General features: G+C 46.9%; 26 protein-coding genes and 2 pseudogenes. 19 read left to right on the top strand and 9 right to left on the bottom strand.

What is annotated here, in order from left to right; translation table 11 throughout:
• The first annotated feature begins 140 nt into the window (after positions 1 to 140).
• On the top strand, positions 141 to 1,106 hold the full coding sequence (locus tag PaeBR_RS15545; protein ID WP_410511462.1) for an alpha/beta fold hydrolase: 966 nt from the start codon (positions 141 to 143) through the stop codon (positions 1,104 to 1,106).
• Positions 1,107 to 1,113: 7 nt separating this feature from the next.
• Here PaeBR_RS15545 and PaeBR_RS15540 read toward each other — a convergent pair whose 3' ends face one another.
• From PaeBR_RS15540 to PaeBR_RS15530, 3 genes are read right to left on the bottom strand one after another with little or no spacing between them, the layout of a single operon-like run.
• Positions 1,114 to 2,253, bottom strand: coding sequence for a toxic anion resistance protein (locus PaeBR_RS15540; protein WP_410511461.1), 1,140 nt, complete (start codon positions 2,251 to 2,253; stop codon positions 1,114 to 1,116).
• Positions 2,254 to 2,279: 26 nt separating this feature from the next.
• Positions 2,280 to 3,974: a VWA domain-containing protein gene (locus PaeBR_RS15535; protein WP_410511460.1), complete on the bottom strand. Its 1,695-nt coding sequence runs from the start codon at positions 3,972 to 3,974 to the stop codon at positions 2,280 to 2,282.
• 13 nt (positions 3,975 to 3,987) lie between these two features.
• Positions 3,988 to 4,734, bottom strand: coding sequence for a hypothetical protein (locus PaeBR_RS15530; protein ID WP_410511459.1), 747 nt, complete (start codon positions 4,732 to 4,734; stop codon positions 3,988 to 3,990).
• Between the two features lie 210 nt (positions 4,735 to 4,944).
• On the opposite strand from PaeBR_RS15530, the gene PaeBR_RS15525 reads away from it, so the two are divergent.
• The 7 genes and pseudogenes from PaeBR_RS15525 to PaeBR_RS15495 all read left to right on the top strand — a co-directional run bounded on the left by PaeBR_RS15525 (position 4,945) and on the right by PaeBR_RS15495 (position 9,583).
• Positions 4,945 to 5,928 carry an NAD(P)-dependent alcohol dehydrogenase gene (locus PaeBR_RS15525; RefSeq protein WP_410511458.1) on the top strand — a complete coding sequence of 328 codons (984 nt, stop codon included), beginning with the start codon at positions 4,945 to 4,947 and terminating at the stop codon, positions 5,926 to 5,928.
• Between the two features lie 270 nt (positions 5,929 to 6,198).
• A complete protein-coding gene (locus PaeBR_RS15520; protein WP_410511457.1) occupies positions 6,199 to 6,645 on the top strand; it encodes a hypothetical protein in 447 nt (148 codons plus the stop codon).
• Between the two features lies 1 nt (position 6,646).
• The gene (locus PaeBR_RS15515; protein WP_410511456.1) at positions 6,647 to 6,871 is read left to right on the top strand and encodes a helix-turn-helix transcriptional regulator; all 225 of its coding nucleotides are present in this window, start codon (positions 6,647 to 6,649) and stop codon (positions 6,869 to 6,871) included.
• Complete coding sequence (locus PaeBR_RS15510) at positions 6,849 to 7,094, top strand: hypothetical protein (RefSeq protein ID WP_410515301.1); 246 nt, start codon at positions 6,849 to 6,851, stop codon at positions 7,092 to 7,094. Before PaeBR_RS15515 ends, PaeBR_RS15510 begins: the two co-directional genes overlap by 23 nt.
• Positions 7,069 to 7,203 (top strand): DUF4386 family protein, encoded by a 135-nt coding sequence (locus tag PaeBR_RS15505; protein WP_410515203.1) that lies wholly within the window; start codon positions 7,069 to 7,071, stop codon positions 7,201 to 7,203. The genes PaeBR_RS15510 and PaeBR_RS15505 overlap by 26 nt, the downstream gene beginning before the upstream one ends.
• 88 nt (positions 7,204 to 7,291) lie before the next feature.
• Positions 7,292 to 8,123 (top strand): annotated as a pseudogene (locus PaeBR_RS15500) (NAD(P)-dependent alcohol dehydrogenase).
• A gap of 545 nt (positions 8,124 to 8,668) precedes the next feature.
• A complete protein-coding gene (locus PaeBR_RS15495) occupies positions 8,669 to 9,583 on the top strand; it encodes a class I SAM-dependent methyltransferase (RefSeq protein WP_410511455.1) in 915 nt (304 codons plus the stop codon).
• A 611-nt stretch (positions 9,584 to 10,194) separates the two neighbouring features.
• Here PaeBR_RS15495 and PaeBR_RS15490 read toward each other — a convergent pair.
• Positions 10,195 to 11,031, bottom strand: coding sequence for a sulfurtransferase (locus PaeBR_RS15490; protein ID WP_410511454.1), 837 nt, complete (start codon positions 11,029 to 11,031; stop codon positions 10,195 to 10,197).
• 440 nt (positions 11,032 to 11,471) lie between these two features.
• Here PaeBR_RS15490 and PaeBR_RS15485 point away from each other — a divergent pair, with 440 nt between their 5' ends.
• From PaeBR_RS15485 to PaeBR_RS15465, 5 genes are read left to right on the top strand one after another with little or no spacing between them, the layout of a single operon-like run.
• Complete coding sequence (locus PaeBR_RS15485; protein ID WP_410511453.1) at positions 11,472 to 12,428, top strand: ABC transporter ATP-binding protein; 957 nt, start codon at positions 11,472 to 11,474, stop codon at positions 12,426 to 12,428.
• The gene (locus PaeBR_RS15480) at positions 12,421 to 13,167 is read left to right on the top strand and encodes an ABC transporter permease (RefSeq protein WP_410511452.1); all 747 of its coding nucleotides are present in this window, start codon (positions 12,421 to 12,423) and stop codon (positions 13,165 to 13,167) included. Before PaeBR_RS15485 ends, PaeBR_RS15480 begins: the two co-directional genes overlap by 8 nt.
• A 2-nt stretch (positions 13,168 to 13,169) precedes the next feature.
• Positions 13,170 to 13,544, top strand: coding sequence for a GntR family transcriptional regulator (locus PaeBR_RS15475; RefSeq protein ID WP_410511451.1), 375 nt, complete (start codon positions 13,170 to 13,172; stop codon positions 13,542 to 13,544).
• 13 nt (positions 13,545 to 13,557) lie between these two features.
• Positions 13,558 to 14,259, top strand: a complete 702-nt coding sequence (locus PaeBR_RS15470; protein WP_410511450.1) for an ABC transporter ATP-binding protein — start codon at positions 13,558 to 13,560, stop codon at positions 14,257 to 14,259.
• Positions 14,253 to 14,996, top strand: coding sequence for a hypothetical protein (locus tag PaeBR_RS15465; protein ID WP_410511448.1), 744 nt, complete (start codon positions 14,253 to 14,255; stop codon positions 14,994 to 14,996). The genes PaeBR_RS15470 and PaeBR_RS15465 overlap by 7 nt, the downstream gene beginning before the upstream one ends.
• Positions 14,997 to 15,164: 168 nt before the next feature.
• Here PaeBR_RS15465 and PaeBR_RS15460 read toward each other — a convergent pair.
• From PaeBR_RS15460 to PaeBR_RS15450, 3 genes and pseudogenes are all read right to left on the bottom strand, one after another.
• A pseudogene (locus tag PaeBR_RS15460) lies at positions 15,165 to 16,037 on the bottom strand (serine hydrolase domain-containing protein); the annotation flags it as partial.
• Positions 16,038 to 16,156: 119 nt separating this feature from the next.
• A complete protein-coding gene (locus tag PaeBR_RS15455; protein ID WP_410511447.1) occupies positions 16,157 to 16,546 on the bottom strand; it encodes a PilZ domain-containing protein in 390 nt (129 codons plus the stop codon).
• Between the two features lie 196 nt (positions 16,547 to 16,742).
• Entirely contained in the window at positions 16,743 to 17,027 is a 285-nt protein-coding gene (locus PaeBR_RS15450) for a hypothetical protein (RefSeq protein ID WP_410511446.1), read from the bottom strand.
• 249 nt (positions 17,028 to 17,276) lie between these two features.
• Here PaeBR_RS15450 and PaeBR_RS15445 point away from each other — a divergent pair, with 249 nt between their 5' ends.
• Together PaeBR_RS15445 and PaeBR_RS15440 are read left to right on the top strand one after the other, a co-directional pair.
• Positions 17,277 to 18,908: a diguanylate cyclase domain-containing protein gene (locus PaeBR_RS15445; protein WP_410511445.1), complete on the top strand. Its 1,632-nt coding sequence runs from the start codon at positions 17,277 to 17,279 to the stop codon at positions 18,906 to 18,908.
• A gap of 79 nt (positions 18,909 to 18,987) precedes the next feature.
• Positions 18,988 to 19,104: a YjcZ family sporulation protein gene (locus PaeBR_RS15440; RefSeq protein ID WP_410511444.1), complete on the top strand. Its 117-nt coding sequence runs from the start codon at positions 18,988 to 18,990 to the stop codon at positions 19,102 to 19,104.
• Positions 19,105 to 19,209: 105 nt separating this feature from the next.
• On the opposite strand, the gene PaeBR_RS15435 is transcribed toward PaeBR_RS15440, so the two are convergent.
• Both PaeBR_RS15435 and PaeBR_RS15430 read right to left on the bottom strand, forming a co-directional pair.
• A complete protein-coding gene (locus tag PaeBR_RS15435) occupies positions 19,210 to 20,250 on the bottom strand; it encodes an anthranilate phosphoribosyltransferase (RefSeq protein ID WP_410511443.1) in 1,041 nt (346 codons plus the stop codon).
• Positions 20,247 to 20,867: an ANTAR domain-containing response regulator gene (locus PaeBR_RS15430; protein WP_410511442.1), complete on the bottom strand. Its 621-nt coding sequence runs from the start codon at positions 20,865 to 20,867 to the stop codon at positions 20,247 to 20,249. The genes PaeBR_RS15435 and PaeBR_RS15430 overlap by 4 nt, the downstream gene beginning before the upstream one ends.
• Positions 20,868 to 21,196: 329 nt before the next feature.
• Here PaeBR_RS15430 and nirB point away from each other — a divergent pair, with 329 nt between their 5' ends.
• Genes nirB through cobA form a run of 4 tightly spaced genes read left to right on the top strand, consistent with a single transcriptional unit; the run spans position 21,197 to position 25,635 of the window.
• On the top strand, positions 21,197 to 23,632 hold the full coding sequence (nirB, locus tag PaeBR_RS15425; protein WP_410511441.1) for a nitrite reductase large subunit NirB: 2,436 nt from the start codon (positions 21,197 to 21,199) through the stop codon (positions 23,630 to 23,632).
• A 23-nt stretch (positions 23,633 to 23,655) separates the two neighbouring features.
• A complete protein-coding gene (gene nirD, locus PaeBR_RS15420) occupies positions 23,656 to 23,967 on the top strand; it encodes a nitrite reductase small subunit NirD (RefSeq protein WP_410515202.1) in 312 nt (103 codons plus the stop codon).
• 28 nt (positions 23,968 to 23,995) lie between these two features.
• The gene (locus PaeBR_RS15415) at positions 23,996 to 24,871 is read left to right on the top strand and encodes a formate/nitrite transporter family protein (protein WP_410511440.1); all 876 of its coding nucleotides are present in this window, start codon (positions 23,996 to 23,998) and stop codon (positions 24,869 to 24,871) included.
• The gene (gene cobA / locus PaeBR_RS15410) at positions 24,868 to 25,635 is read left to right on the top strand and encodes a uroporphyrinogen-III C-methyltransferase (protein WP_410511439.1); all 768 of its coding nucleotides are present in this window, start codon (positions 24,868 to 24,870) and stop codon (positions 25,633 to 25,635) included. Before PaeBR_RS15415 ends, cobA begins: the two co-directional genes overlap by 4 nt.
• Positions 25,636 to 25,722 lie beyond the last annotated feature (87 nt).

The raw sequence follows: 25,722 nt of genomic DNA, 5'->3' as shown, positions 1-25,722 counted from the left end.
TGGTACTCTTTATGCGCTGGAGAAGCAGAGCATGGGAACAAAAGGCACTGGTATCCCGTAAAACAGAAACCTGTCTGGAACCATCGGCAAACTGATGAATGGGGTACTAAATAGAGGCACGTCGAAGGAGATGATGAATCATGTGGAGATGGATTCGCAAAATCGCGGTTAGTTTGCTTGGCCTTCTTATTCTGCTGGCAGGTATCGGATCTGCATATCAATGGTACGGTTCAGTGAAGGACGCTAAATCGTATAAACCTGTCGGCAATCTGTATGAGGTGGCGGATCATAAGATGCATTTATATGCCGGGGGGAAGGGGGACACGACAGTCGTGTTCGCTTCCGGTTGGGGGACAGCAAATCCATATGCGGACTTTTATCCTTTATATGAGGGGCTCAAACCCCATGTTAAATTTGCGGTTTATGACCGGTTTGGCTATGGGTATAGCGATACGACAGGCAGAAAAAGAGATATTGATACCGTTACGGAGGAGATTCATGAGCTGCTCCGTGTTTCGGGGCAGAAGCCGCCTTATATTTTCGTCGGCCATTCGCTCGGCTCACTGGAGACGATTCGATATGCACAGCGGTTCCCATCTGAAGTGAAGGCCATTCTACTCATTGATGGCGGAAGCCCGGAATATTACGCATCCAACTCGGGGTTTACAGTCATTCCACTTGTATATCGGGTACTTCGAACAACGGGGGCGCTGCGGGCATTGTATCATATGGATGGCTTCGCGGAGTGGGCTTCCGACCAAAGCAATAGGCAGTACCTGCTGTCGGACGATTTGAAGGAGTTGAACCGCAAAGCCACTCTGCTAAAGGCGGGGAACCGGGACATGACGGATGAAATCCGTCAAAGTCAGAAAAATGCTGAGATTATACTCGCCAACAAGAGACCGCTCGATATCCCCATTACCGTTCTGACCGCCGACTATTTCGGCAAGCTGAGCAAGGATAAAGCATGGATGGACAGCGAAGCGGCGCTTCCCGCATGGTCAGTATCAGGCAGTCAAATCATCGTCCCTGAAAGTTCCCATTACATTCACAGCTACCAACCTGATCTGGTCGTCAATGAACTGCTTAAGCTGGCTGGAGATTGAGATTCTCCTACAAACCCAACCTTTGGCCTTTCTCCAGCCGCGCGATTTGCTGTTCTCCGTGATCAGCCAGTTCTCTGAACTGATTAATGGTTTCACGCATTTTGGGGAGGGCCTCCTGCTTATAGGTGCTAATAGAATCCAAAGCCGAGAGCACGTCAGTGAAAGCCTGTTTTAAAGTGTCTGCTGAAATACTGGTTTCAAGAGATTGCTTATGGATCGCTGCACCCTGATCTTTCAACATTTTTGAGGTGCCGCTGATCAGACTGTCCGCGGTTTGGTTTAGAAGTTCAATTTTTTTCAGGACAATTCTTTGATTGTAGAGCGCACTGGCCACAGTAACCGAGATTTTCAGGGCTGAAACCGTAACATTTCTGGCTCTGTCTACACCTCTGATCAGCTCCTTGTTATTTCTTATGACAACTTCAATGGCCATGATTCCCTGTTGATTAACTACCAGCATTTGTTGCAGGTCCATCACACGCTGACGCAAAGGAAACAACACTTCTTCTGTAATGAACCGGATTTTATCTTCTGACTCCTTACGTAATTTTGCGGCTTCAATCTGGGTCTCAATCTCTTCATCCATCAACACACCCAGCTGGATTTCCTTTTGAAGTCTTTTAGTAAGCTCCCTAAGTGCATGCTGTTCAAACTCCAAGGTTGTATTATCATTCTTTAAGACAGACTTCCCCTTATCTAAAGAAGTAATAATGTCCGAAATGACAGCATCCGCTTTTTGATACTTGGCAAAGTAAGCACGCAATGGGTTAAAGAATTTTCCCAGAAAACCACTTTTGGCAAAATCCACTGCGCTCGGGTCCAGATCCTTCAACTGCAGATGCAGCTCCGTCAAGCTTTTGGCGACCTGGCCGCCTTCATCGCCTGTTTTGGATAAATTCCCTACAGATACTTGCAAGAGGGAGTTTTTCTCCGAGGATGACTTCATGGAATTCATACCGAAACTATCAATGGATTGCAATACCGATTTCCGCTTCTCCAATGACTCGATATCCAACTCCAAAATCGTAGTGACATTGCTTAATGCCAACTCTTTTAGTTGTGATACTTCCTCCGGCTCAGGTTTAACCTGCTCTTCAATCGCCGACTTAAGCATCTCGGGACTTGCGACTTCCATTGTAAATGTCATGAATACCGCTCCTTTTGGGATAAAATTTACATTTGAACGTTGAGCAGATTGCTGATTTTATATACAACATCTTCTGTATCTGCATTGATGCTGGCTGCTTCATTAATACTTGAAATGCTTTCAAGTGCCTGGATATTTGCGTTATAACCAATCGTGTAAACTGGAATTTTGAAGTTCTCAATTATCCCCCGGATATCCTTAAGAGAATGCCCTTCATTCGTTTCCCCATCACTTAAAACAAAGATCAGAGGTCTGACATCAGGGTGGAGAGCTAACTCATCTTGAAGCATTTTCATTGCCACCACAATTCCATCAAATGTAGCTGTACCTCCGCTAGCCTGAAGGCTGTTTATCGCTCCAACAAACATGGACTGCTGATTCGCGTCGTACTTCCCGATAGGAAGATTGATTGAAACGTTACTGGAGTAAGAAACAAAACCAATGCTATTGTCTCTGCCCAAGTACTTTTGACCTGTTAATAAGGAATCTTTTAATTGATTTAGAGGTTCGCCATTCATACTCCCTGATACATCGGCAACAAATACCGCCGCAATCGGTTTATTCCCATCTTTCTTTTCCTTCCACAGCTTCTGTGCAGAGGATAAGACACTGCCATCAACTGCATTAAGCTCTGAATTGTAATCATCCAGTCCATTAAAACCCTTTTCCTCAGCCAAACGCTGATATCGATCTTGTTCAACAAACTCTGCAAACTTCTTGATAATATCCAGCTTATCTTGAGGTAAATCACCTAAAGCATAAAGCGGGCTGTCATGTCTTACGCCAAAAGGAGTGAAAACGTAGCTTCCCTTCAGATCTGGTGCGTTCACATAGGTTTGGTACTCCAGGATAAAAGCATCAAGCATCCCCGACTTGGCTGCATCACGCATTTGCAAAGTTGTGGACGCTATAAAAGGTACATTGGCTTGGAATTTCTCAAATCCTTGGACCGCTTTTTCTCCAAGCAAATCAGAGCTGTCAAAAGTCCCAAGGGCGGCCACCAGAAAGTTTAACCCCGTAGAACTGGCAAAAGGATCGGTGTACCCCATAGCCAGCTCGTTATCCGCAATAGCATCAGTAATGGTCTTGACGTTTAAGGAACCGTATTTATTTACCAACTCATCATATTTTGTCTTATTGGTTACTATGCCAGCTACATTGCCGACAAGACGCTTGGATACAAGCTGAGTGGGAATGCCTTGTGCCTTTACTATTTCTCCCCATAGCTCATTGGAAGGTGTGAAAGCATCAGGCACATACTTGCCAGACCTAATGTAATCTGTGGCTGTACCCGAAGCAATATTACGGATTTTGACCGAAACAGGCTTCCCGTTCATCGCAATATTGGACTTATTGAAATCTGTCGCTACTTCATTCAACCATCCATTCATACCCGTTCCAGATTTCTCAGTGGAAGAGAAGATCTCCACGAAATGGTCGGTAGTGTTTGTTACGGATACAGGGAATTTAGAGATATCGGGCAAAGAATCACCAACAGCAACAGGATCAAGGTCTATCTGACCCTTTATCTGTTCGGCAGTAGTTACAGTGATATTTTTGTAGAGTTTATCCAGTTGTTTAGCTGCATCTTCCGAAGTGATTTGAGTCTGGGTTTTGCCAATATTAGAGGTTAAGCTGATCCCGAAATAGACAAGTGCAAAAACGGCCACAGCAATAGCCCCCAACACCACCAACGCTTTACCTTTCCCTTTGCCAGCCATACTCATCTTCCTCTCATTGCTTATAGAATTTGGTCTGTTTGATCAATGCATCTATTTCCTGCATGCAGGGCATATCTTCGACATCTCTATAATCTGTACTGCCTAAAAGAGAGATCTCCAATACTAATTTGTCTAGTTTCAGCAGAATTTCCTCATTTGCGCCAAGATACCCTGTCACGTAAGCCAGGTATTCATTGTATAGATCTGTTTTTTCTTGTACCAGTTTATTAGAGAACTGCACAGGTCTTTGCTGACTGGCGAATATGGAGAACTCTGATGCATCGAAAACACTAAGCTTATTCAGAATACCCCTGATATTTAGGTAAAAAAGGTTTTGGACCTCATCAATGACAGCGATAAACTTCTTGTAGCTTAGCTCCGTTTGATCAAATCTCTGACTAAGGATATCTAACAAGGTGTCCTTCTTCTTGTCTATTCGTGCTAACTGATCCAAGGCAAGAGAAATATCCTTCTTTAGCACTTTTACATTTCGGTAATGGGTAAGAGCCTCGATATAATCCTCATCCGTTTTCATGTCTTTTACAGGCGTCACAACCGGAGGTTTAAACAGTAAAACATAACTCCCGTAAAGTACAACAAGGATACTGATAACCAATAAGGTTACGCCGGAAGCTGTTTCCAGCACACTTTCTCCTCCAATTTCCACCCCTAATAAGCCTGGTGACAAAACTAAAATGTCCAGGAACACAACCCCGGCTATAAGTCCCAACAGCTTGACGGGTCTCGGGCTATTCAACATTCGCACCTCCTGCACAATAACGATAACTTATTCAGATACACTGCTAATATATGGTCCAGTTGCTGTTATTACGTACTAAAATTCGCAATGGTCAGGGATTTATTTCTCAATTAGGTGTAAAGCACCCTTGACTCAATGTATAGTTTAAGTTACATTATGTACATAATACTTTACTAAGGAAAAAATTACCGCATAGGAGGAGGTTTACTGATGAAAGCGATCGTATGCACAAAATATGGAACACCGAATGTTCTTCAGCTAAAGGAAGTAGAAAAACCCACTCCAAAGGACAATGAAGTACGGATACGAATCGTTGCGGCAGTTGTAACGCCTGCGGATTGCGCCTTCCGAAAGGCTCAACCCTTCATTATTAGATTCCTTTATGGTCTTGCAAGACCCAAATATTCAATATTAGGGGTTGAGCTGGCCGGAGAAATCGAATCCGTAGGCACAGATGTAAAGCGATTTAAGACAGGTGACCAAGTTTTTGGTGTAAGTCCAAAAAGCTTCGGTGCTCATGCCGAGTACAAATGTCTGCCCGAAAGCGACACGGTGGCCCTAAAGCCGGCCAATATGAGCTATGAAGAAGCCGTCGGCGTCTGCGATGGGGCATTAACGGCATTGATTTTCCTTCGAGATACCGCAAATCTTCAGAGCGGACAAAAAATCCTAATCAATGGCGCTTCAGGGTCCGTAGGCGCTTATGCGGTGCAGCTTGCGAAGGTTTTTGGGGCAGAAGTGACCGGGGTATGCAGTACAGCGAATGTAGAATTAGTGAAGTCGCTGGGAGCCGATAAGGTAATCGACTATACCAAAGAGGATTTCACAAAAATCGTGCAGACCTATGACGTTATTTTTGACGCAGTAGGCAAGAGTTCATTTTTACGTTGTAAAGGCTCACTAAAGCAAAGAGGGGTCTATCTCTCGACTGTCCCTGCACTGGGAACTATGCTTCAAATGTTATGGACTTCAAAGATCGGCAGCAAAAAAGCAATATTTACGGCTGCAGGCTTAAAGCAGAGTATAGAAAATCTAGTTTTCCTCAAAGAGCTTATTGAAGCGGGGAAGATAAAATCAGTCATAGATCGGCGCTATCCGTTGGAACAGACGGCCGAGGCTCACGCGTATGTTGAAAAAGGACACAAAAGGGGAAATGTGGTTATTTGTTTGGAGCAAAATGACTATATAAGATGAACTTAAAAAATGATATTAGGGTGAGGAGTAACGAAGGAGAGGTTTGGAACTGTAGGAGCGATAGCGACCGCCCGAAAGCTTTTCGCAGGAAAGCTCGCTCCGAAAGCATGGGCTGTCTCCGGATTTCAGCCGCGAACAGCGGTACAATTGAAGAAATCCGGAGACAACAGCGGCCGGAAGTCCAAACAGTCTCCGTAGTTACGAACGACCCCTAAATAGTAAAATCTTTAGTTCATCTTATATAGGATCTTATTTTAGGAGGCGTAAACCATGACCTATCAAGAAAAGAAGAGCATCGTATCGTTGATCAGCGCCATACTCATTTTTGGATTTTATTGCTTGTACATGTATACACAGTATCCAGAAGGAGGGCTTGGGACCGCGGAAACCTTTCGCTATTGGGGTTCTTTCGTCCTCGTCCTGACTGTGATTTCAATCGTCGCGCATATCATAATCAGCATTATTTTTAACATTGTCTTTAGAATAACGACCAGAGAAAAGGAACCGGCATTTGCGGATGAACTGGATAAACTCATTGATTTGAAAGCGACCCGAAATTCATTTTTTGTCTTTGTCGTCGGCTTTCTTCTTGCCATGGGCTCACTGGTCATGGATCAGCCGTTACAGGTGATGTTCGTGATCCTGATCGCCTCCGGATTCATCTCCGATGTGACCGGCTCCGTTACGAAACTTTATCACTATCGGAGAGGAGTCTAATATGGGCAAAAATCTTGTCGGCAATCACATCCGAAAATTACGATTCAACCATGATGAAATGACCCAGCAGCAATTGGCTGACAAGGCGGGCGTAACAAGACAAACGATCGTGGCCCTGGAAAAGGGAAACTACTCCCCGTCTCTGGAACTGGCTTTTCGCATTGCTCTGGCCTTCAACTTACCTTTGGAAGAGGTGTTCTTTTATGGGGATACCAGTGAATCCTAACAGAAAGCCTGCAAAAATTGTGGGAGTACTGTTTATACTTGCAGCAGTTACGGCGGTAATAGGTCTTAATTTATACAATCCTATCCTAAAAGGTCCCGATTACCTGATTAAAGGTTCCGAACACGCGGGCCAGGTGATATTGGGAGCGCTTTTGGAGTTAATTCTTGTCCGTTTCAGCGGTTGGTACTGCAACTACAATGTTTCCAATTTTAAGAAAGTATAATGAAACTATAGCTCTTTGGCATGTTTGCTTCAGGTTTCTTGAAGCGATTATCATTACTGTTGGAGTAATCAGTGTGCTGTCCTTGTTGACCTTAAGCCGCGAATTTTAGCAGCAGGAGCCCCGGATACCGTCTCTTTTCAGGCTTCAGGTACAGTATTGCTCATTGTTAAAGGATTCAATGTTAAGGAGGAGTACTTATAAAAGCAATTGCAGCAACAAAATACGGATCACCGGAGGTTCTTCAGCTCAAGGAGTTCGAAAAACCTACGCCCAAAGACAATGAAATATTGGTAAAAGTGCATGCGACTACCTTAAACGTCGGGGACTCTAGAATGCGAAGTTTTACAGTCCCCCCCATGTTCTGGCTCCCCGGTCGAATCGCTTTAGGTTTCAGAAAACCAAGAAATCCGATATTCGGAATGGAACTAGCCGGTGAAGTTGAAGCAGTCGGCAAAGATGTAACACGGTTCAAGGCAGGTGACCCGATTTTTGCATCGACCTTCAAGTTGAATTTTGGTGCACACGCCGAGTACAAATGTCTGCCCGAAGATGGGGCAGTGGTAACTAAACCGAACAATTTGACCTATGAGGAAGCCGCTACTCTTGCTATTGGAGCAAATACCGCTCTGTTTTTCCTCAAAAAAGGCAACATCCAGACCGGAAAAAGTCCTCATTATTGGCGCTTCGGGTTACGATATGATTTTTGACGCAGTAGGCAAGACTACGCTATCCCAATGTAAAAGCTCGCTGAAGAACAAAGGATATTATCTTCATACGGGCATGGTGGGGTCAGAATTTAAAGGGCTGTGGTATTCTATGACAACAGACAAGAAAGTCATCGGTGGGACAGCAGTCCCACGCAAAGAAGAACTGATTTTTCTCAAAGAACTTACCGAGACGGGCCGGCTGAAACCGGTTATTGATCGCTGCTATCCGCTGGAGTAAATGGTCGAGGCGCACCGGTATGTCGATCAAGGTCATAAAAAAGGAAATGTAGTCATAACTTTGAAACATAATAACAAAATCTAACAAAACGTTGCGCCTGACCGCTACACTTAACATGATAAATTTCTGCTAATTCTAGTTGGTGCATCGCTTGTTGATTCTCTATTGATTAAGCTGGAACACAAAGTACGTTGTTGACTTTTTTTCTGCATAAGTAACGTGAGATGTTGGTGAGGTACGATTTAGTCGTTCACCAATAGGCCGGTAGCTACTCGAAAGAGAGAGTCTACCGGCCTTCATTGTGTCACGCAATGGTCCATATGGTGTATTAAACAGCATACGAGCAAGCATTCGGATAGACCGTTCTTATCATTGCCGTCAGGAAGTGCTTTCAGTGCTGCTACCGACTTTGCCTCAGAAAAGAGAAGCAACTACACGGCAGCATCCGATTCCACCAGTGTATCAATTAGCGCCATTTGTCAGCGTCGAAACAAAAAAAACGCCCCTAAATATGGCGAAAGTGTGATTTTTATAAATTTATTACTATTATTATACCATAAAAATACAAAAAAATCAAGTATTGTTTCGTTCACTGTCTCTATGCTACAACAGATATGAGGTGATGGATAATGGAAAATAAAAGTTTAACTGCGCTCGTCAGTGCGTTCTCAAGAGCGTATCACGCCGAGCATAATCAGTTCAAAATTTTTGATGATCAACTCGCCATACAACTATTAACCGATGAGGAATACGAGAATATTGCCAGCAATATGTCACTGGCGATTGCTTTCTTCGAGCCAGAATTTGTTGGTTCACAGGAGCAAGCGCTGCGTAAAATCGTTGATCATCAACTGTCTCCAACTCCACTTGGCAGGGCTGCATTTGCCGAACAGGCACTTGCGGTTGCCGCCACGCTGGGCGCCAGACAATATCTCATTTTTGCCGCAGGTTACGACACCTTCGCTTACCGCCAGCCGAAGTGGGCAACGAAGTTGCAAATCTTTGAAATCGATCATCCTGCTACTGCAGCCGACAAACGCAGACGTGTATCAGCCCTACATTATGACGCGCCGTCAAATCTGCACTGCATTTCAGCCGACTTTGGCGAACCGGATTGGCCGAGCCGTGTGCTGGCCTGCCCCGCTTTTGACCCGAGTCTAATCAGCTTTAGCAGCTTGCTGGGAATCAGCTATTATTTGCCCAAGGATGTGTTTAAGCATTTCTTGTCTGCCATTGCTTCACTGCTCCCGAGCGGCAGCAGTATCGTCTTTGATTATCCCGATGAACAGACGTTCACCTCGCAGGCAGGTGAACGGGCGCAGAAGCAGGTGATGATGGCCGCGCAGGCGGGCGAGCCCATGCAGGCAAGCTACTCCTATTCCGAGCTGGAGCAGATGTTGGAAGAGGCCAACCTGCTTATCTACCAGCATTTGACTCCTGCGGAAATTACCGAACAGCTGTTTCAAGCCTACAATGACAGCCAGCCTGAACACAAAATAACGGCATTCGATAATGTGAACTATTGCCTGGCGGTTAAACTATAGGTTCACTAAAACTTAGTCCTGGCAATGCCGTATACCACTTGTTAAATACCAGAATGTTGAATAAGTTATTCGCACCGCTGTTCGAGGAAACAGCTTGGTTCCAAGCTATCATACGGTATCACACGCGTTAGGATACTAGCGTTGATTCATGGTTGACCACTCATATAAGAAGTTGACTCACTCACATCACCGTTATAGCAGCACGCCAAAAAGGGGACACGCCAGCAAGCTTCCCTATTCTGCATGCGGGCGTATGGTAAGCGGCAAGTTTATTCGTGCTCAGACACCATGCACATGGCGGGTCTCACAGCAAGCAAGAGGGCAAAACCTACATCGGTGCGGTTGGTGCTGCTGCCTCTCTACCACTGGCCCCTCTCAGGGATCGGCAAACTAAAGTGTGTTATTACACCAGACCTAGGTAGCCGCCAGCATTCTTCCATGATGTAGGGTCTGGCGCTTTGCAGCATACTGCCCGCTGCGCTCTGCATCTGTTTTCTGCGACTTCCGGTTGATTCCACGTTGACTTGAGATATCTCTTGGTACTCTGTACGAACCCTACACCGCCATAACCTCTGCATAAAAAGCCCGCGTCCAACGCGGGCTCTTGGTATTTATTCTTCCCCAGTGGCGATAGGGTTATCTTGCCAACTAATCCAATCACTCCAGCTCCCCGCATACAGCTTCACATTCCTGTAACCCGCTTGCCCCAGTGCAAGCACATTCGGGCAGGCCGTAACGCCTGAACCGCAATATACAATGACTTCCTGCTCCATTTTAATATCCGCAAAATGTTCTTTAAGCGCATCAGCATTCTTCCAGCGCCCTTGTTCATCCAGTACATCCTTCCAGAACTTGTTGACCGCCCCGGGAATATGTCCGGCTTTAGCGTCAATGGGTTCTTCCAGTCCGGCATAGCGGCGGGGTTCCCGCGAATCAATCAATAACGAAGCCCCGTTGCTGATTGCGGACTGCACATCCTCCACGCTAACAAGCATGTCATGCTGTACATTAACTTCATATTGACTCGGAATCCGCACCGCCTGATGGTCACTGACGGGGAACTTTGCGTTTTTCCAAGCGGTGTATCCCTCGTCCATAACGTATACGCGTTCATGTCCCAAATACTGAAGCAGCCACCAGAGCCGTGAAGCAAATGCGCCACCTTGATCGTCATACGCTACAACGATGCTATCCTTATTAATGCCAACTTTGCCCAGGGTTTGGGCAAGTGCAGCCACGTCAGGGAGCGGATGCCGTCCGCCATGGGCGCCGACAGGAGCGGAGAGCTGCTCCTCCAGATGTAAATATATCGCGCCGGGAATATGAGCTTTATTGTATGCTGTGCGTCCGGCTTCCGGGTCGGAGAGCAGAAAACGGCAATCGACGATGACTAGCTCCGTCTCGTACAACCGCGCCAGCAGCCAGCGAATAGAGACTACAGGTTCCATAATTATCCCTTCCTTTACTTTGATATGTATGAAGTCATTATAGCGGAAAAGAGACAAAAAGGCATCGGATCGAAGAGCCTCTAACCACATGAAACGGCAGCAGAATACTTGGTGTTTCAGATTAATAGATGAACATGGAAATAATTTCTCAAATCGGGCTTTACAGAGTCATAATATTAGTGTACTATTCAACTATAACACTAACGCGATAAAGCAAAACGTACTATATAAGATGAACTTGAAAAAAGATATCAGGTAGAGGAAGTAGCGAAGGGGAATTTTGGAACTGTAGGAGCGATAGCGACCGCCTTTGTCTCTGGATTTCATCCGCAAACAGCGGTATAAATCAAGAAATCCAGAGACAACAGCGGCCGGAAGTCCAAATATTCATCGGAGCTACGTCCAATACCTGAATTCAAACCTAGATAGGGAGGATTACCATGAACCAGCAGAGTACAGAGCACGTAAACGACACCCTTGTGCTGCAAATGAACGGTGTCAGTAAGATCATCAAGGGGAAATCCATCGTCGATAAGCTTTCTTTTGATATCAGCAAAGGAGAGATTATTGGACTGCTAGGGCCAAATGGCGCAGGTAAAACGACAACCATTCGCATGATGACCGGATTGATTGGGATGACAGAAGGGGATGTAATCGTCCAGGGCAGCAGCATTAGAAACGACTTCCAGAAGGCTATTGCTCATATCGGAGCCATCATTGAGAATCCGGAGTTCTATCCCTATATGACAGGGTTTGATAATCTGCTGCAGTATCAACGTATGTCCGAGAACGTGGATAAAGCACGGATTGATGAGGTAGTAACTCTGGTAGGACTGCAAGAAGCAATGAACAAGAAGGTTAAGGCCTATTCGCTGGGTATGCGCCAGCGGCTCGGAATTGCCCAAGCGCTCCTGCACCGGCCGAAGCTGTTAATTCTTGATGAGCCTACGAACGGACTTGATCCGGCCGGAATACGCGAAATGCGTGACTATATGCGTACGATAGCGGAAGTGGAAGGGATCTCCATTCTGATCTCCAGCCATATGCTCGCCGAGATTGAACAGATTTGTCACCGCGCGGTTGTGATCCAGAATGGAAAACTGGTGACCGTGACAAATCTTGGCGCAGAGCCGGATGAAACAGAAGAGGTAACCTTAACCATTCGTGTAGACCGGACGGACAACGCCGCTTCTATTTTGAATGAAATGGATGGGGTTAAGTTAATCGTTGCGGACAGTGACCGCAGTGAGTTAACCGTAACCCTGAACGATTCCGGGGTACCTGAGTTGGTGGGAGCCCTCGCTGCCGGGGGAATAGGGATTTACCGGATTACCGAGAACAAACAAAGTCTGGAAGAAGATTTTCTGAAATGGACAGGGGGCAACCGCATTGCGTAACTTAAACCGCTTAGTGCTGAACGAATGGCTCAAAATATCAAAAAAACGCACGTTTCTCGTGCCGTATCTGCTGTTAATCATGCTGCCGCTTGTGATTGGTTATATCGTGCATTCGGTAGCCGGCGAAATGTTCCCGTCTGCCGCTGCCTTCTCTACAGAGATGCTGCTGCCGAACGGTCTCGGTCAGGCACTGACGATTATCGCAATCATCGGCACAGCCGGTGTTGTTGCCAAGGAACACAGCCAGGGGACCATCAAGTTTTTGCTGATTCGCGCCCGCAGCCGGACAGCGATCCTGACCTCGAAATATATTGCGGTGCTGTTGTATGCCTTGACCCTGACGATAGTGACGGTAGCTGCAACTTATGCCTCCGGCATACTATGGTTCGGTACCAGCGGGGGAGAGGCAGGATTCAATGAGATTCTCAAGTCCGTTATGTATGGGTTCATATACACAACCATATATTTAACTCTAGCCTTTATGATCGGGATTTTGACGACCTCCACGGGTGTAACGATAGGGATTACGATGTTTGCCATAACGATTGATAAAATGGTTATTTTCAAAGATTTCTATAAATATTTCTTATTTCCTAATTTGAACCTCGCGGTTTATGAGAATGGAGGAGCTCCAATGCCGGGGATGACGCTTTCCTTTTCCATTGTGATGCTGGCCGTCTATTTGCTCCTGTTTCTCTTGGCAGGATTTACAGTGTTCAAACGAAGGGACGTTGCCTGACCATGACGATAGAATTCGATAACAACCTGCCCATTTACATCCAGATCATGAATTATATCAAAGGTGAAATCGTTACGGGGAAGCTGGGGCCGGGGGATAAGATTCTCTCGGTGCGTGAGCTGGCCAGTGAACTGCAGATCAATCCGAATACGGTGCAAAGAACCTTTCAGGAGCTGGAGCGTGAAGAGATTGTGGAGACGCGGCGCGGAATGGGAAGATACGTTACAAGTGAGGAAGATAAAATCATGACGATCAAAAAGGAAATGGCGAAGGATGTATTGGACCGTTTTATTCGCGGAATGAAGGAGCTTGGCTTCGAGGGGGAAGAAATTGTAACCGTCGTGGCTGAGAGTATCCGTACAAAGGATGGAGAATAGGGGGATCTACAGAGTGGAGAGCATACTTCAAGTTCATGAGGTTACGAAAAAATACAGATCCAAGCAAGCGCTGCGCGGCGTGTCCTTTAAGCTTGGCGCGGGCAAAATCACCGGACTGCTGGGCAGCAACGGCAGCGGTAAAAGTACTCTTATGAAAATTATCGCCGGGCTGACCCAGCCTACCTCCGGTACGGTGTCTGTCCTGGGTTCGCCTGTTGGTCTGGAGAGTAAAGCGGTAGTCTCGTTCATGCCGGATCGGCCCCTTACGGAATCCTGGATGAAGGTAAGGGATGCGCTGCAATTTTATCGTGACTTCTATGTGGATTTCGATAATGATAAAGCGGTGCGCATGCTGGAGTTTATGAAGCTTAAGGAAAGCGACAGTGTCAAGACACTATCCAAAGGAATGAACGAACGGCTGCAGCTTACACTCGCTTTATCGCGAAGAGCCAGTCTGTATCTTCTGGATGAGCCCATTGGCGGAGTAGACCCGGTGGCACGTACGAGAATTCTGGATGCCTTGGTCGAATTTTATGAAGAAGACAGCACGATTCTGATCTCGACTCATCTGATTTCGGATATCGAGCGGATCTTTGACGATGTGATCTTCATTAAAGAGGGGGAAATCGTCCTGCATAGTGAAGTCGAAGACCTTCGCCTCCGGGAAGGCAAAAGTATCATTGAACTGTTCAGAGAGGTGTACGCGGAATGCTGAAGCTGGTTAAGTATGACCTTAGACGAAATAGAGACAAAATATGGGGCGCCTTGGTAGTATTGCTGCTTGTGCAGTCAGGGATTTGGATATCGGCAGAGGTTTCGGACTGGGATCGGGAGGCGATGTTTATTATGAACATTGCATCCTATACCATTGGCGGAGTTGTCCTGTTGGTGCAGGCATGCATTACGTACGATTACAATCTTAAATCCTATCACCGCCGTCTTTTGCCATTGAAATCCGTATATACCGTTCTTTCACCGCTATTGACGTATTTATTCATGCTGCTTGGTGTTATTGCGTTGGCGGCCCTCCATTTAGGCTTATATATGCTGTTGGACTCACGGGGGATTCCGGAGGATTTCGGGTCCGTCGCAGCAGCGGGACTCATTCAATTGCTCTGGTCTGCCTGCTTCGTGATGCTCATTCTCATGCTGTCCATAACCATAGCCCGCAGCCTTCGTTTTAGAGCTGGCGTATGGATCGGGATTGCCACGTTTATTGTAGTCCAGAATGGCTTTGCTTGGCTGGAGCTAGCACTATTCGGTTCAAGTATTAATTCTCTTGACAGTGCCTTTCAGATCAAACTGACCGGAAAAGTTCCGACATCCGATGGGGGTATGGCGGTAGCCTTTCAGGATCTTTTCAAAATAGGGCCAATGTTGTTTGAGGCGGGTTTTGCTGCTGTTATGTTATATGTAATTACGGTGCTTGTTAAGCGGAGAGTTGAATCCTGATAGCCTAGAAGAATACTAACCGATGTTTTAGGTGGACGCTCCGCGAACGGACCGTTGCTCCAATCGCTGTGCTCTCCAGATTTTATTTATTTTCCTTAACGGTAAAAATCCGGAGAGCAAGGCGACCTCTGCCGCTTTTCCGCAATCGTTCCGTCCTCTCCGCTGCTTTCAGCGGGAATTAAATATTTCTCCAATAATCCCTTTTAATTGATGGACTCCTAAATCTGTATTTGTCATAATAACCGCACCAGACTCTAAATACGGATACGCCACCATCATACATTGAAACCCTACACCCCAGCCAAGTGAAGAAATTTCAATTTCTTGTCCTGAACCATCCAGAAAAACACCTAATCCAGTCCATTCTTTACAACCTTGTGAGGTCATCAAATCTTTTACCTTGCTTTCAGAAAGTCCCATTTTACTTTTACTTTTTAAGGCATTCATTAATTCAATCACCAATACGGCTAAATCTGATGGTGTTGTCCAAAGTCCAGAAGCTGCTGGATAAGGGTAGATCGGATACTTGCCTTCAACAACATTTCCGTTGTTTTTATGTCCGCAAGAAAACTCTCCGCTTATTGCTTTCGGTATTGATTGTTCTATTCTACTATTTTTCATATCTAACGGTCCAAGTACAAGTTCATTCATTACTAGCTCAAAAGGCTTTCCAGAAACATCTTCTATTAGCTGTTGTATGATACAAAAACCTGCATCTGAATATTGAAAGTCGCTCCCAGGCTCGTACTTGACTTTTATTGATTCTTTACAGTAAGAGGTTCTTCCCTTTAATAGCTCAATCATTGCAGGCATGCTTTGAGTGGAATCAAGCTCCCCAAAACTTCCTTCAGGGTCCATGACCCCCGATTGATGACTAAGCAGTTTTCGAAGGGTAACCTTATTAGTATGGGTGAATTCATTGTCAGGAACCTTCCAGGAAGTAAGTCTATGGTTCACATCGTCATCTAAATCAAGGATACCTTGCTCGGTTAATTTCAAGACCAGCATGGACGTTAAAAATTTACTTATTGAACAAGCATTAGTTTCAGATCAAGAATCAGGCCTCCCACGGGGTGTACACCCCTAACATTCCTATTGTTTATATTATGCAAAAAAGACGCCCCTCACGTGGAGATAGACGTCCGTAACTGTTGTTATATTTACTTTGGCAGTTGATGACTTGAATGCTGTGCAATGGTCCATGTCTCGATCTCATTCAGGAGCAATTCTTCTTCCTCATCCTCCAAATCAAGCCGTACACCATACTGGAATTGGCCCAAACCGTACATCCAGCCCCAGCGGACACTGCCCTCCAGCTTTAGCTTCACTTCATTTAATTGAAAATGAATCAGCAGCTTGGTATCTCCGGACGAGAAGCGGAGGTTCAGGGAAGAGCGAACCTTACAGCCGGATCGGCTGAGGTCAAGCAGCACGCCTTCAGTCAGCTTTCCTGCACCTGGCCCGGAATTGCTGGCTGGCACTTCAATCCAGCATTCAATCGGCTGGTTCATCACATAACGGAATGGTTCTTTTCTGCTGGCGCCCTCCATAGTTACCACCGCCTGTTTATTTGCTATTATATCGAAATGAGCGCAGCGCGACAATCTCCTAAAGTAGTATTTTGATAAAATTTTTAGTATACATAACGGAAGTATCACACACAAACAGGAGCCTCTCCGGAATGCTATCTGAAATAGCAGCAGGAGAGGCTCCAATCAGGCAGCCTTATGCAGATCGGTTGAGGGTTTACAGGCTGTAAAGGGAAGCCATGCAGTCAACGAACATTTTGTTATACTCGGCTCGGCTCAGGTCGTTGGATGAAGCGATGTCACGGCCCAGGAATTCAAACCAGGAAATTTCGGTACCGTCTTTTTTATATACGAATTTCTGATGCTGGATCGAGAATACATCATTTTCATAAGCAGGGACGTTCTCATACTTTAATTCAACGCCCTGCTTCTCGGATACCAGTGTAGCCAGCAGGATAAGCATTTTAAACGGGTCGTCGTACATTTCATATTGTTCGGACATTGACGTCACTCCTTATTTTGGGTATACAATTCTTAGCAGATTATACTACAACGCTGAAGAGGAATCACGGTGCAGTGATGAAGTCAGTACAATATTGATAAAATTGGTGAGGTTAATCAAGAAATCGTTCTAGATCCAGCCAGCCGATATTAATAAAAGCTGACATCCAGCCGATAAATTATTTATCGACTGTGTTCGACATTTGAGGTAAATGAAATTGTGAATAGCAACGGATAAGGAGAATGTGAAGTGTCATTGAGCCTGCGCACGGTTTTTTCAAGCGCATTCGCAGTTATGATTATTTTGCTGACTGCACTGCTAAGTATTGTAATTGGGAGGGAATCCACGAAATCCGTTGAGGTGAGTATCGGCACTTCTTTAGCCGAGGTTGCTTATCAAATGTCCGAGAATCTCGATCACTTTATGTGGTCGCGATCCGGGGAAGTGGAGGTGCTAAGCAAGCTTAAAGCTTTCCAGGAGCCGGTGAATAAAGAGGAGATAGACGGGCTGCTGAATGAATTGAAAAGGAGCATGCCTGTTTTCACCTGGGTGGGCTTTCTGGATACAGAAGGGAATGTATTATCTTCAACCGACAATGTTTTGCTAGGGGGAAATATATCACAGCGGCCGGTTTTTCAAGAGGGGTTCAAAGGACCCTATATCGGTGATGTTCACGATGCTATTCTTCTGGCCAAACTGCTGCCCAACCCATCCGGAGAGGCTCTGCAATTCGTCGATTACAGCCTCCCGATCTATGATAAGCAATCGAGGAAAATCGGCGTTTTGGCCGCCCATTTCAGCTGGGAATGGTCCCATCAGGTTGAGCAATCTATTTTAAAGCCACTGCAGGGTCGTCTGAAGGATGTAGAAGTATATGTTGTGAGCAAAAAAGATGACACTATACTGCTCGGTCCAAAGGGGCTTGTTGGTCATAAGATGTCCAGCGATGCACTTCAGCAGGCCCGTAACGGTGAGAATTCCTGGATGATCGATCCGGGTACCGATAAAAAGCCGTATCTGACGGGTTTCTCCTATGGCGATGGTTATTTGAATTATCCCGGACTGGGCTGGTCAGTCATTATTCGTCAGCCTGCGGAAGTAGCGTTCGCTTCAATATATCAGCTTAAAAAGTTTATCATTATCTCAGGAATGGCAGCAGCGGTCGTATTCGGGATCATTGGCTGGCTTTTGGCCGGCTGGATTGTTCGTCCGCTTAACAAAATAGCGAAAACTGCTGATTTGATCAGCATTGGTGCGGATGTTGAAATCCCTACCTTTAACAGATTTAAGGATATTGCTATTTTGTCCGGATCACTGCGAAATTTAGTCAATAATTTGACCAAAACCGAGACAGCGCTCAGTTATATGTCAGATATGGCGCGTCATGATCCCCTTACTGGCCTTCCGAACCGCTTAGCACTTGATGATTTCCTCGTTCGTGCCGTCAGCCGGGCCAAGCACAACAAGACGACCCTTAGTTTCCTCTATCTTGATCTTGACGGCTTCAAGAAAGTGAATGATACTATGGGACATGCTATAGGTGATAAATTGCTACGGGAAGTATCCTTGCGTCTCCAGGATTGTACACGGGATAATGAAATTGTTACCCGGGTCGGCGGAGATGAGTTTGTAATTATTCTACATACATCGGCGGTTAAAGCGATGCTGGAGGCCGAAGTCGTTGCCAAGCGGATTATTAATACCATTAATGAGCCGTTTGAATTTGATGGAGAAACCGTTAATATTGGCTGCAGTGTAGGGGCTGCGGTGTGGAGGCCGGAATATAAAGATACGAGTGAGACGCTGCGTCTGGCGGATGAAGCGCTGTATATTTCAAAGCGGAGCGGAAAAAACCGGATTACCTTTGAAACAGCTGTATAAGAATAGTTAAACACCCACTCCAATACAGAATACCGGCATAATATGTCTTTGTACGTTAAAAGATAAAGGAGGAATTATGATGGGTGAATATACTGGCTGCTGCGTAGGAAAGGGCGGAGGTTGGGGAACATCTACGGCAACTATTTTGGTGCTCTTCATCTTACTGGTCATTATTACCCGCACATTATGGGTGTAAGGGCGAATCGTCATATGTGACAAGATTTACGCCGGAGGCTCAGCTCCGGCGTTTTTTTACGAGAACCGGATGCCGTCCCTTTAAGGACGGCAAAGCCGTTTCTTTTTATATTTCGCATTTTTCTCCGCTTCGCAGCAGCGCGTTCTTCCAAGCCGTATATACATTCCATGCCTCGCCGTTATCCAGCAGGTCCTTGCAGATATACAGCCCTTCTTCAACCGAGTTAACTTTTTCAGCAAGATGCAGTCTGACGGCTCCGTTCAGCAGAGTCTGATTATAAAAGGCCATGTGGCCGCCGCCCTGCAGCACAGCTTCCGCTGTAAGAAACTGCTGGCGGGAAGTCCATTGCATCTCCGGCACAGGCGTGTCCAGCCCCATGGATTCCGGATCGATGATTCCCAGGCCGGAAGTGCTGTTCTTTACGGTATATATCCGGGTTGGACGATCGATAAAGAGATCCTCGGAGCCTTCCGCGCCTTGCACAACCAGTGCTTTCCGGTAACCGAGCTTAATTAACAGCCGCGACAACCGATCAAAGACGGTGTTGTGATAGATTCCAAACACGATAAATGGAGAACAGCTATAATCAATCAGCTTCTCAGCGGTATTAAAAATAGTGCGCATGCCAATTTCCTCGCGGATCCTGCGGATATCCCCCAGCGGAGGGCACCACTGTTCAGCGTCTGCGAACAGCACACCGCTCTGCCTGGCTGCGGATATGGCGTGGGCGCGTGACAAGCTGCCGATATCAATCCCTGCTTCCGAGATGATGTCCGGGAGCGTAACTCCCCATTTCGGAGGCAAAGAGGCACATCCGTGCAATGTGACAGGCAAGCCTGCCGCCGCCAGCAGAAAGGCCACAGGAAACGTAGCGACAAAGGAGGAGGTTCTTCCATCGTAGGGACCTGCACAATCCAGGCCTTCCCGGACAGGCTCCCGATGCGCATATTTACGGCATACGGAGACGAACGCTTCCAATTCTTCGACACTCTCCAGCTTTATGCGCTCTGCAATCAGGAAGGCGCCGATTTGCGCAGGAGTTGCGGTTAAACCCAGAATGGATTCGGCAGCCTGGACGGATTCCTCATAAGTTAAATCGCGGGCGCCCCGTTTGCCTCTGGCAACTTCTTTTAACAGGTTAATCATAACGTGGTGCCCCCTTGTGTTTGATCCTGCAGCAGCTGATACACCTTGACTATGGAAGTAGCAACATCGACCATACGCTTGCGTTCGTTCATCGCCTGCTTGCGCAGAAGGTCGTATGCCTCGGATTCGGATATGTTTTTTACCTTGGACAAGATTCCCTTTGCCATATCAATCCATTTCCGTTCTTCAATACGGGACAGCAGCTGTTCCCTTTCCTTAAGCCATTGCTGTCTTTCGAAGCATTGCTTGGCGCTGAAGTGAAGACTCCAATGAATCTCCCGGGGCAGCATGGAGGGTCCCAAGATACCGTCTACCATAATATGATCCCCGCAAGCGGCAAGTGATAGATTGGCAGTTTCATCATTGCACCACCATATAACGGGTGCGGTTTTTTCTTTCATAAGAAGAGCTCCCCAGGTTTTAATCTCGGAAACCGGTACATGCAGAATAGAAGCATCGGCTTCCTTAATCCTTGAAGCAGCCTGATCTGCCGTGTATGCCACATCTACCAAATAACCGCTGGATCGGAGGATGAACTCCGGTAATTTACACTTTAGGGAGTCTTCTATGGGTTCTGTTTTAGTCGTACCGTTATAAATGACCAACAGGGAATGCATAGTTTGACGCCCCTTTTTTCTAAGATAGTCTATAAGTGAACCAGCTTGTAGTATTGGAAAAAGAATAACATGTTATATTATATAACATAAAAAGCACCTGTTTGTCGATGGAATTAAGATTTTAAAATTTTATATGTCATAATTGTTGACGTATACCGGATTTGTGTTGTATAGTCGGTTTAACAAATTTATCAATCACGAATACAACGATGTGTTCGGTTGAAGCGGCAATGGCGCCTGCTCTCACTTTTTGCTCGGGAACTCTATGTTTCCGTGCGGAGTGAAGCGGGCTTTTTATGTTGTGCAATACGGAGAGGAGAGAGATAAATATGACATCAACCCGCAAAAAACTTGTACTTATAGGTAACGGTATGGCTGGAGTTCGCGCTATTGAACATTTGCTGAAGCTTGCTCCCGAGGCTTATGAAATTACAATTTTCGGTGCAGAACCACACACGAACTACAATAGGATTATGTTATCCTCTGTTCTTGCCGGTGGAGCGAGCCTGGATGAAATCATCATTAACGATCTGGAATGGTATCGGAGTCATAATATTACATTAAATATCGGCCATACCGTGACCCGAATTGACACGAAAAGCCGCAAAGTATATTCAGACGGAGGGGCTGAAGCGGAATACGACGAGCTGATATTGGCGACGGGTTCCAACCCCTTCATGCTTCCCCTGCCGGGTGCGGATAAAGAAGGAGTAATCGCCTTTCGTGATATCAAGGACTGCCGGATCATGCAGGAGACATCCCAATCTTATAAAAAAGCGGTGGTTATCGGCGGAGGTCTGCTGGGTCTGGAGGCGGCAAGAGGCTTGCTTCATTTGGGAATGGAGGTTTCCGTAGTACACATTCAAGATCATATTATGGAACGCCAATTGGATCAGGCAGCGTCGGAAATGCTTAGGAAAGAGCTGGAGGAACAGGGCATGAAGTTTCTGCTGCGCAAGCAGTCGGAAGCCATCCTCGGTAAGAAACGGGTCAAAGGCTTGCTTTTCGCTGATGGAAGTATCGCGGAAGCCGATCTGATTGTGATGGCAGTAGGCATCAAGCCAAATATTGAATTGGCACAAAAGACAGGTATCGAAGTGAATCGCGGGATCGTCGTGAATGATTATATGGAAACGAATATCCCCGGCATCTTTGCGCTTGGGGAATGTGCGGAGCACCGGGGAATCGCCTATGGTTTGGTCGCCCCTTTATATGAACAAGGCGCGGTGCTTGCCAAAAGACTGGCGGGAGCGCCGACAGAGGGCTACGCGGGATCAGTCACCTCTACAAAGTTAAAGGTATCCGGAGTGAACGTATTCTCTGCAGGAGAGTTTATTGAGCCTGAAGGCTCCCGGGCGCTCCGATATCAGGATGAAATAGACGGAGTTTACAAGAAACTCGTGATTCAGGAGGATAAGCTGATTGGGGCGGTTCTGTTCGGCGATACGAATGACGGTGCCCAGCTCTTCTCGATGATCAAGAAGGGTGAGAATATCAAAGGCAGAGAGAAGGAACTGCTGCTTGGATTTTCTGTGGACGGTATGTCGTCATCCTCGGAGAATCGTCTGGAAGCTATGGCGGATGACGAGATTATTTGCGGCTGTAACGGCGTATCGAAAGGCGCAATTGCCGAGGCCATTCAATCCGGAGGCTGCACCAGTGTCGGTCAAATCAAGGCATGTACAAAAGCATCTGCATCCTGCGGAGGCTGTAAGCCGCTGGTGGAAGGGCTGCTGCAATTGTATGCCGGAGATGCGGCAGTATCCGTTAAGGAAGGGATTTGCGGCTGTACCGTATTGAGCCGGGATGAGATTGTCTCCGAGATTAAACGGATGGAGCTAAAGACCGTTAAAGAAGTGATGAACGTGCTGGAGTGGAACAATGAGGAAGGCTGTTCCAAATGCCGTCCATCCCTCAATTATTACCTGGGGATGCTGTGGCCTGAAGAATATGTGGATGAGAAGGAATCGCGGTTCACGAATGAACGCTATCACGCCAATATCCAGAAGGATGGAACGTATTCTGTGGTTCCCCGCATCTACGGGGGAGTTACCTCCCCGACAGAGCTCAAAAAAATAGCAGAGATCGCCGAGAAATTCGAGGTGCCGATGGTGAAGTTTACCGGAGGACAAAGGCTGGATCTGCTCGGCGTCAAGAAAGAGGACCTGCCGAAGATGTGGGAGGAGCTCGATATGCCTTCCGGGCATGCTTACGGCAAAACACTGCGTACAGTAAAAACCTGCGTAGGTTCCACCTTCTGCCGTTTTGGCACACAGGATTCCATCGGCATGGGGATAAGGCTGGAGAAAGAGTTCGAGCGCCTGAATGCTCCGGCGAAGGTGAAGCTGGCCGTATCCGGTTGTCCGCGAAACTGCGCGGAAGCGACCATTAAGGATTTTGGCGTTGTGGCGATTGACGGAGGCTGGGAGCTGCATATTGGAGGTAATGGCGGCGTGCATGTCCGGGCCACCGATCTGCTCTGTGTGGTGAAGACGGAAGATGAGGTAGTGGAATGGGCCAGCGCTTTCCTTCAATATTATCGCGAGAATGCCGGGTGGAATGAGCGGACATCGATCTGGGTGGAGCGAGTCGGTGTGGATAGTGTGAAAAAGGCACTGGAAAACCGTGAGGATCGGCTTGCACTGCAGGAAAGAATCCAGACTACGCTCAACCTTACCAGTGATCCTTGGAAGCAAATCGTTAACGAGCCGGAATTGCGCAAAAATTTCGAGCCTATAGCTATAGAACCAGTAGAGATTAAATAAATAGGGGGGATTCAGCCATGACTATGACCAAAATGCTGATTGGAAATGTAACCGATATTGACCGAAAGGGCTCACGAACCTTCAAAGTTAACGACATCGAAATTGCCCTGTTCCGTCTGTCTGACGGTGAGGTATTGGCCGTTGAAAATAAGTGCCCGCATAAAGGCGGAGCATTATCGGAAGGGATGGTCTGCGGCACCAAGGTTCACTGTCCGCTGCATGACTGGCGTATTGACCTGCACAGCGGTGCCGTGCAGGAGCCGGATACCGGCTGCGTCACCACCTTCGTTGTTGATGTTGATCCGGTTAACGGTTCTGTATATGTGACCGTGTAACTCAAACCAACAGGAGGGGGGGACTAATATGGATTATGTGAAGCCGAATGAGGTTTTATACACAATGATAGAGACCGGGAAGGTCAAAGCTGAACTCTCATCTGCTCAGTTGCTGGTTCGCGGTGCCCTGGGTGGTGCTATTCTCGCTTGTGCGACAACACTGGCCTTTACAGCGGCGGCACAGACGAAAATCCCTATGGTTGGCGCACTTATTTTTCCGGTAGGCTTTGTAATGATTATTCTGCTTGGACTGGAACTTGTGACAGGAAGCTTTGCATTGATTCCGCTCGCAGTCCTTGAGAAGAAAACATCCGTACGCCGCATGCTCAATAATTACGTTTGGGTCATAGCAGGACATTTGATCGGTTGTGCAGTTTATGCGGCTCTCTATGGACTTACGATAACAAAGATGGGCACTGATATGAGCAACCCGTTAATTCAAACCTTAATTACTGCAAGTGAAGGCAAGACCATTGCTTACAAGCAAATGGGCGGAGATGGAATGCTCCTCGCCTTCATTAAGGCGATACTTTGTAACTGGATGGTTACGCTTGGTGCTGTAATGGCTATGACCTCCAAATCCACTTCCGGCAAAATCCTGGCGATGTGGCTGCCGATCCTGACTTTTTTCGGACAGGGCTTTGAACACACGGTTGTCAATATGTTCGTGATCCCGGCCGGAATGATGCTGGGTGCGGATGTCAGCTTCGCTGATTGGTGGATCTGGAACGGAGTACCCGTTCTGCTCGGTAATTTCATCGGTGGTGTTCTGTTTACAGGTATCCTGTTCTATCTCTCTCAAAGAAGCTCTATGATCAAACTGCTTCCTTCTATTAAAGAGCCTTCCCGAGGACGCATGGAACCGGCAGGTCTGGAAGTCGCAGCTATGGAGAAAAGCTCATGAAGCCCGGGAGTGTTGCCATCGTTGGAGCGGGTCCTGGAGATCCGGAGCTCATTACCATAAAAGCGATGCTTCGGATTCAAGAGGCTGACGTTATACTGTATGACCGGTTGGTGAATGAAGGGTTGCTAAGCTATGCTAAACCGGAAACGCTGCGCATCTATTGCGGCAAATCGCCGGGACATCATTCTATGCCGCAGGAGAGAATAGAGCAGCTGATGATCCAGTATGCCGCAGACGGAAACAAGGTGGTGCGTCTTAAAGGAGGAGATCCCTTTGTATTCGGCAGGGGAGGCGAGGAAGCCTTGGCGATGGCGGAGGCAGGTATTTCTTATGAGGTGATACCCGGCATCACTTCGGCTATCGGCGCGGCTGCTTCTGCGGGCATCCCTCTAACGCACCGTGGTCTGGCGGCTTCCTTCGCCATCGTGACAGGCAGCAGGTGTCACGGTCATGAATCTCCCGTCCGGTGGGACCGCCTTGTGAACAGTGTGGATACGATTGCCATCTATATGGGAATTAGTCAGTTCAGCGACATTCGGGAACAATTACTTCTGCACGGAAAGAAGGGAACAACGCCCGTTGCGGTGATTGAGAACGGCACCACCAGCCGCCAGCGCACCGTCACCGGAACATTGAACAACATGGAGAAGCTGTTGGCAGTCATGAACATAAGCAATCCGGCGCTTATTATTATCGGTGAAGTAGTCAAGGTCAGGGAGCAGCTGCTGAGTTTGGAAAGCGAAGCCAGATCACAAATCGGGTAAAAGATGAATGACAGGAAGCACCTTTTGGTTGTAGTTGAAAACTACAGTCAAAGGGTGCTTTTTGCTGCTGTATATGCACAAGCATTC

Origin of the sequence: Paenibacillus sp. BR2-3, from assembly GCF_046529485.1 — a bacterium.
GTDB lineage: Bacteria > Bacillota > Bacilli > Paenibacillales > Paenibacillaceae > Paenibacillus_AQ.
Note: the sequence above shows the minus strand (reverse complement) of the source record. Positions and strands in the feature narration are given on the sequence as shown.

Bases quoted from the DNA above. Each gene is read 5' to 3' on its own strand.
- PaeBR_RS15510 (WP_410515301.1), top strand. From the start codon at position 6,849: ATGGGGATACCAGTGAATCCTAACAGAAAGCCTGCAAAAATTGTGGGA.
- PaeBR_RS15440 (WP_410511444.1), top strand. From the start codon at position 18,988: ATGGGTGAATATACTGGCTGCTGCGTAGGAAAGGGCGGAGGTTGGGGA.
- nirB (WP_410511441.1), top strand. From the start codon at position 21,197: ATGACATCAACCCGCAAAAAACTTGTACTTATAGGTAACGGTATGGCT.
- PaeBR_RS15475 (WP_410511451.1), top strand. From the start codon at position 13,170: ATGACGATAGAATTCGATAACAACCTGCCCATTTACATCCAGATCATG.
- PaeBR_RS15435 (WP_410511443.1), bottom strand. From the start codon at position 20,250: ATGATTAACCTGTTAAAAGAAGTTGCCAGAGGCAAACGGGGCGCCCGC.
- PaeBR_RS15495 (WP_410511455.1), top strand. From the start codon at position 8,669: ATGGAAAATAAAAGTTTAACTGCGCTCGTCAGTGCGTTCTCAAGAGCG.
- PaeBR_RS15545 (WP_410511462.1), top strand. From the start codon at position 141: ATGTGGAGATGGATTCGCAAAATCGCGGTTAGTTTGCTTGGCCTTCTT.
- nirD (WP_410515202.1), top strand. From the start codon at position 23,656: ATGACCAAAATGCTGATTGGAAATGTAACCGATATTGACCGAAAGGGC.
- PaeBR_RS15515 (WP_410511456.1), top strand. From the start codon at position 6,647: ATGGGCAAAAATCTTGTCGGCAATCACATCCGAAAATTACGATTCAAC.
- PaeBR_RS15485 (WP_410511453.1), top strand. From the start codon at position 11,472: ATGAACCAGCAGAGTACAGAGCACGTAAACGACACCCTTGTGCTGCAA.
- PaeBR_RS15415 (WP_410511440.1), top strand. From the start codon at position 23,996: ATGGATTATGTGAAGCCGAATGAGGTTTTATACACAATGATAGAGACC.
- PaeBR_RS15525 (WP_410511458.1), top strand. From the start codon at position 4,945: ATGAAAGCGATCGTATGCACAAAATATGGAACACCGAATGTTCTTCAG.
- PaeBR_RS15520 (WP_410511457.1), top strand. From the start codon at position 6,199: ATGACCTATCAAGAAAAGAAGAGCATCGTATCGTTGATCAGCGCCATA.
- PaeBR_RS15465 (WP_410511448.1), top strand. From the start codon at position 14,253: ATGCTGAAGCTGGTTAAGTATGACCTTAGACGAAATAGAGACAAAATA.
- PaeBR_RS15540 (WP_410511461.1), bottom strand. From the start codon at position 2,253: ATGACATTTACAATGGAAGTCGCAAGTCCCGAGATGCTTAAGTCGGCG.
- cobA (WP_410511439.1), top strand. From the start codon at position 24,868: ATGAAGCCCGGGAGTGTTGCCATCGTTGGAGCGGGTCCTGGAGATCCG.
- PaeBR_RS15530 (WP_410511459.1), bottom strand. From the start codon at position 4,734: ATGTTGAATAGCCCGAGACCCGTCAAGCTGTTGGGACTTATAGCCGGG.
- PaeBR_RS15455 (WP_410511447.1), bottom strand. From the start codon at position 16,546: ATGGAGGGCGCCAGCAGAAAAGAACCATTCCGTTATGTGATGAACCAG.
- PaeBR_RS15430 (WP_410511442.1), bottom strand. From the start codon at position 20,867: ATGCATTCCCTGTTGGTCATTTATAACGGTACGACTAAAACAGAACCC.
- PaeBR_RS15450 (WP_410511446.1), bottom strand. From the start codon at position 17,027: ATGTCCGAACAATATGAAATGTACGACGACCCGTTTAAAATGCTTATC.
- PaeBR_RS15490 (WP_410511454.1), bottom strand. From the start codon at position 11,031: ATGGAACCTGTAGTCTCTATTCGCTGGCTGCTGGCGCGGTTGTACGAG.
- PaeBR_RS15535 (WP_410511460.1), bottom strand. From the start codon at position 3,974: ATGGCTGGCAAAGGGAAAGGTAAAGCGTTGGTGGTGTTGGGGGCTATT.
- PaeBR_RS15505 (WP_410515203.1), top strand. From the start codon at position 7,069: ATGTTTCCAATTTTAAGAAAGTATAATGAAACTATAGCTCTTTGGCAT.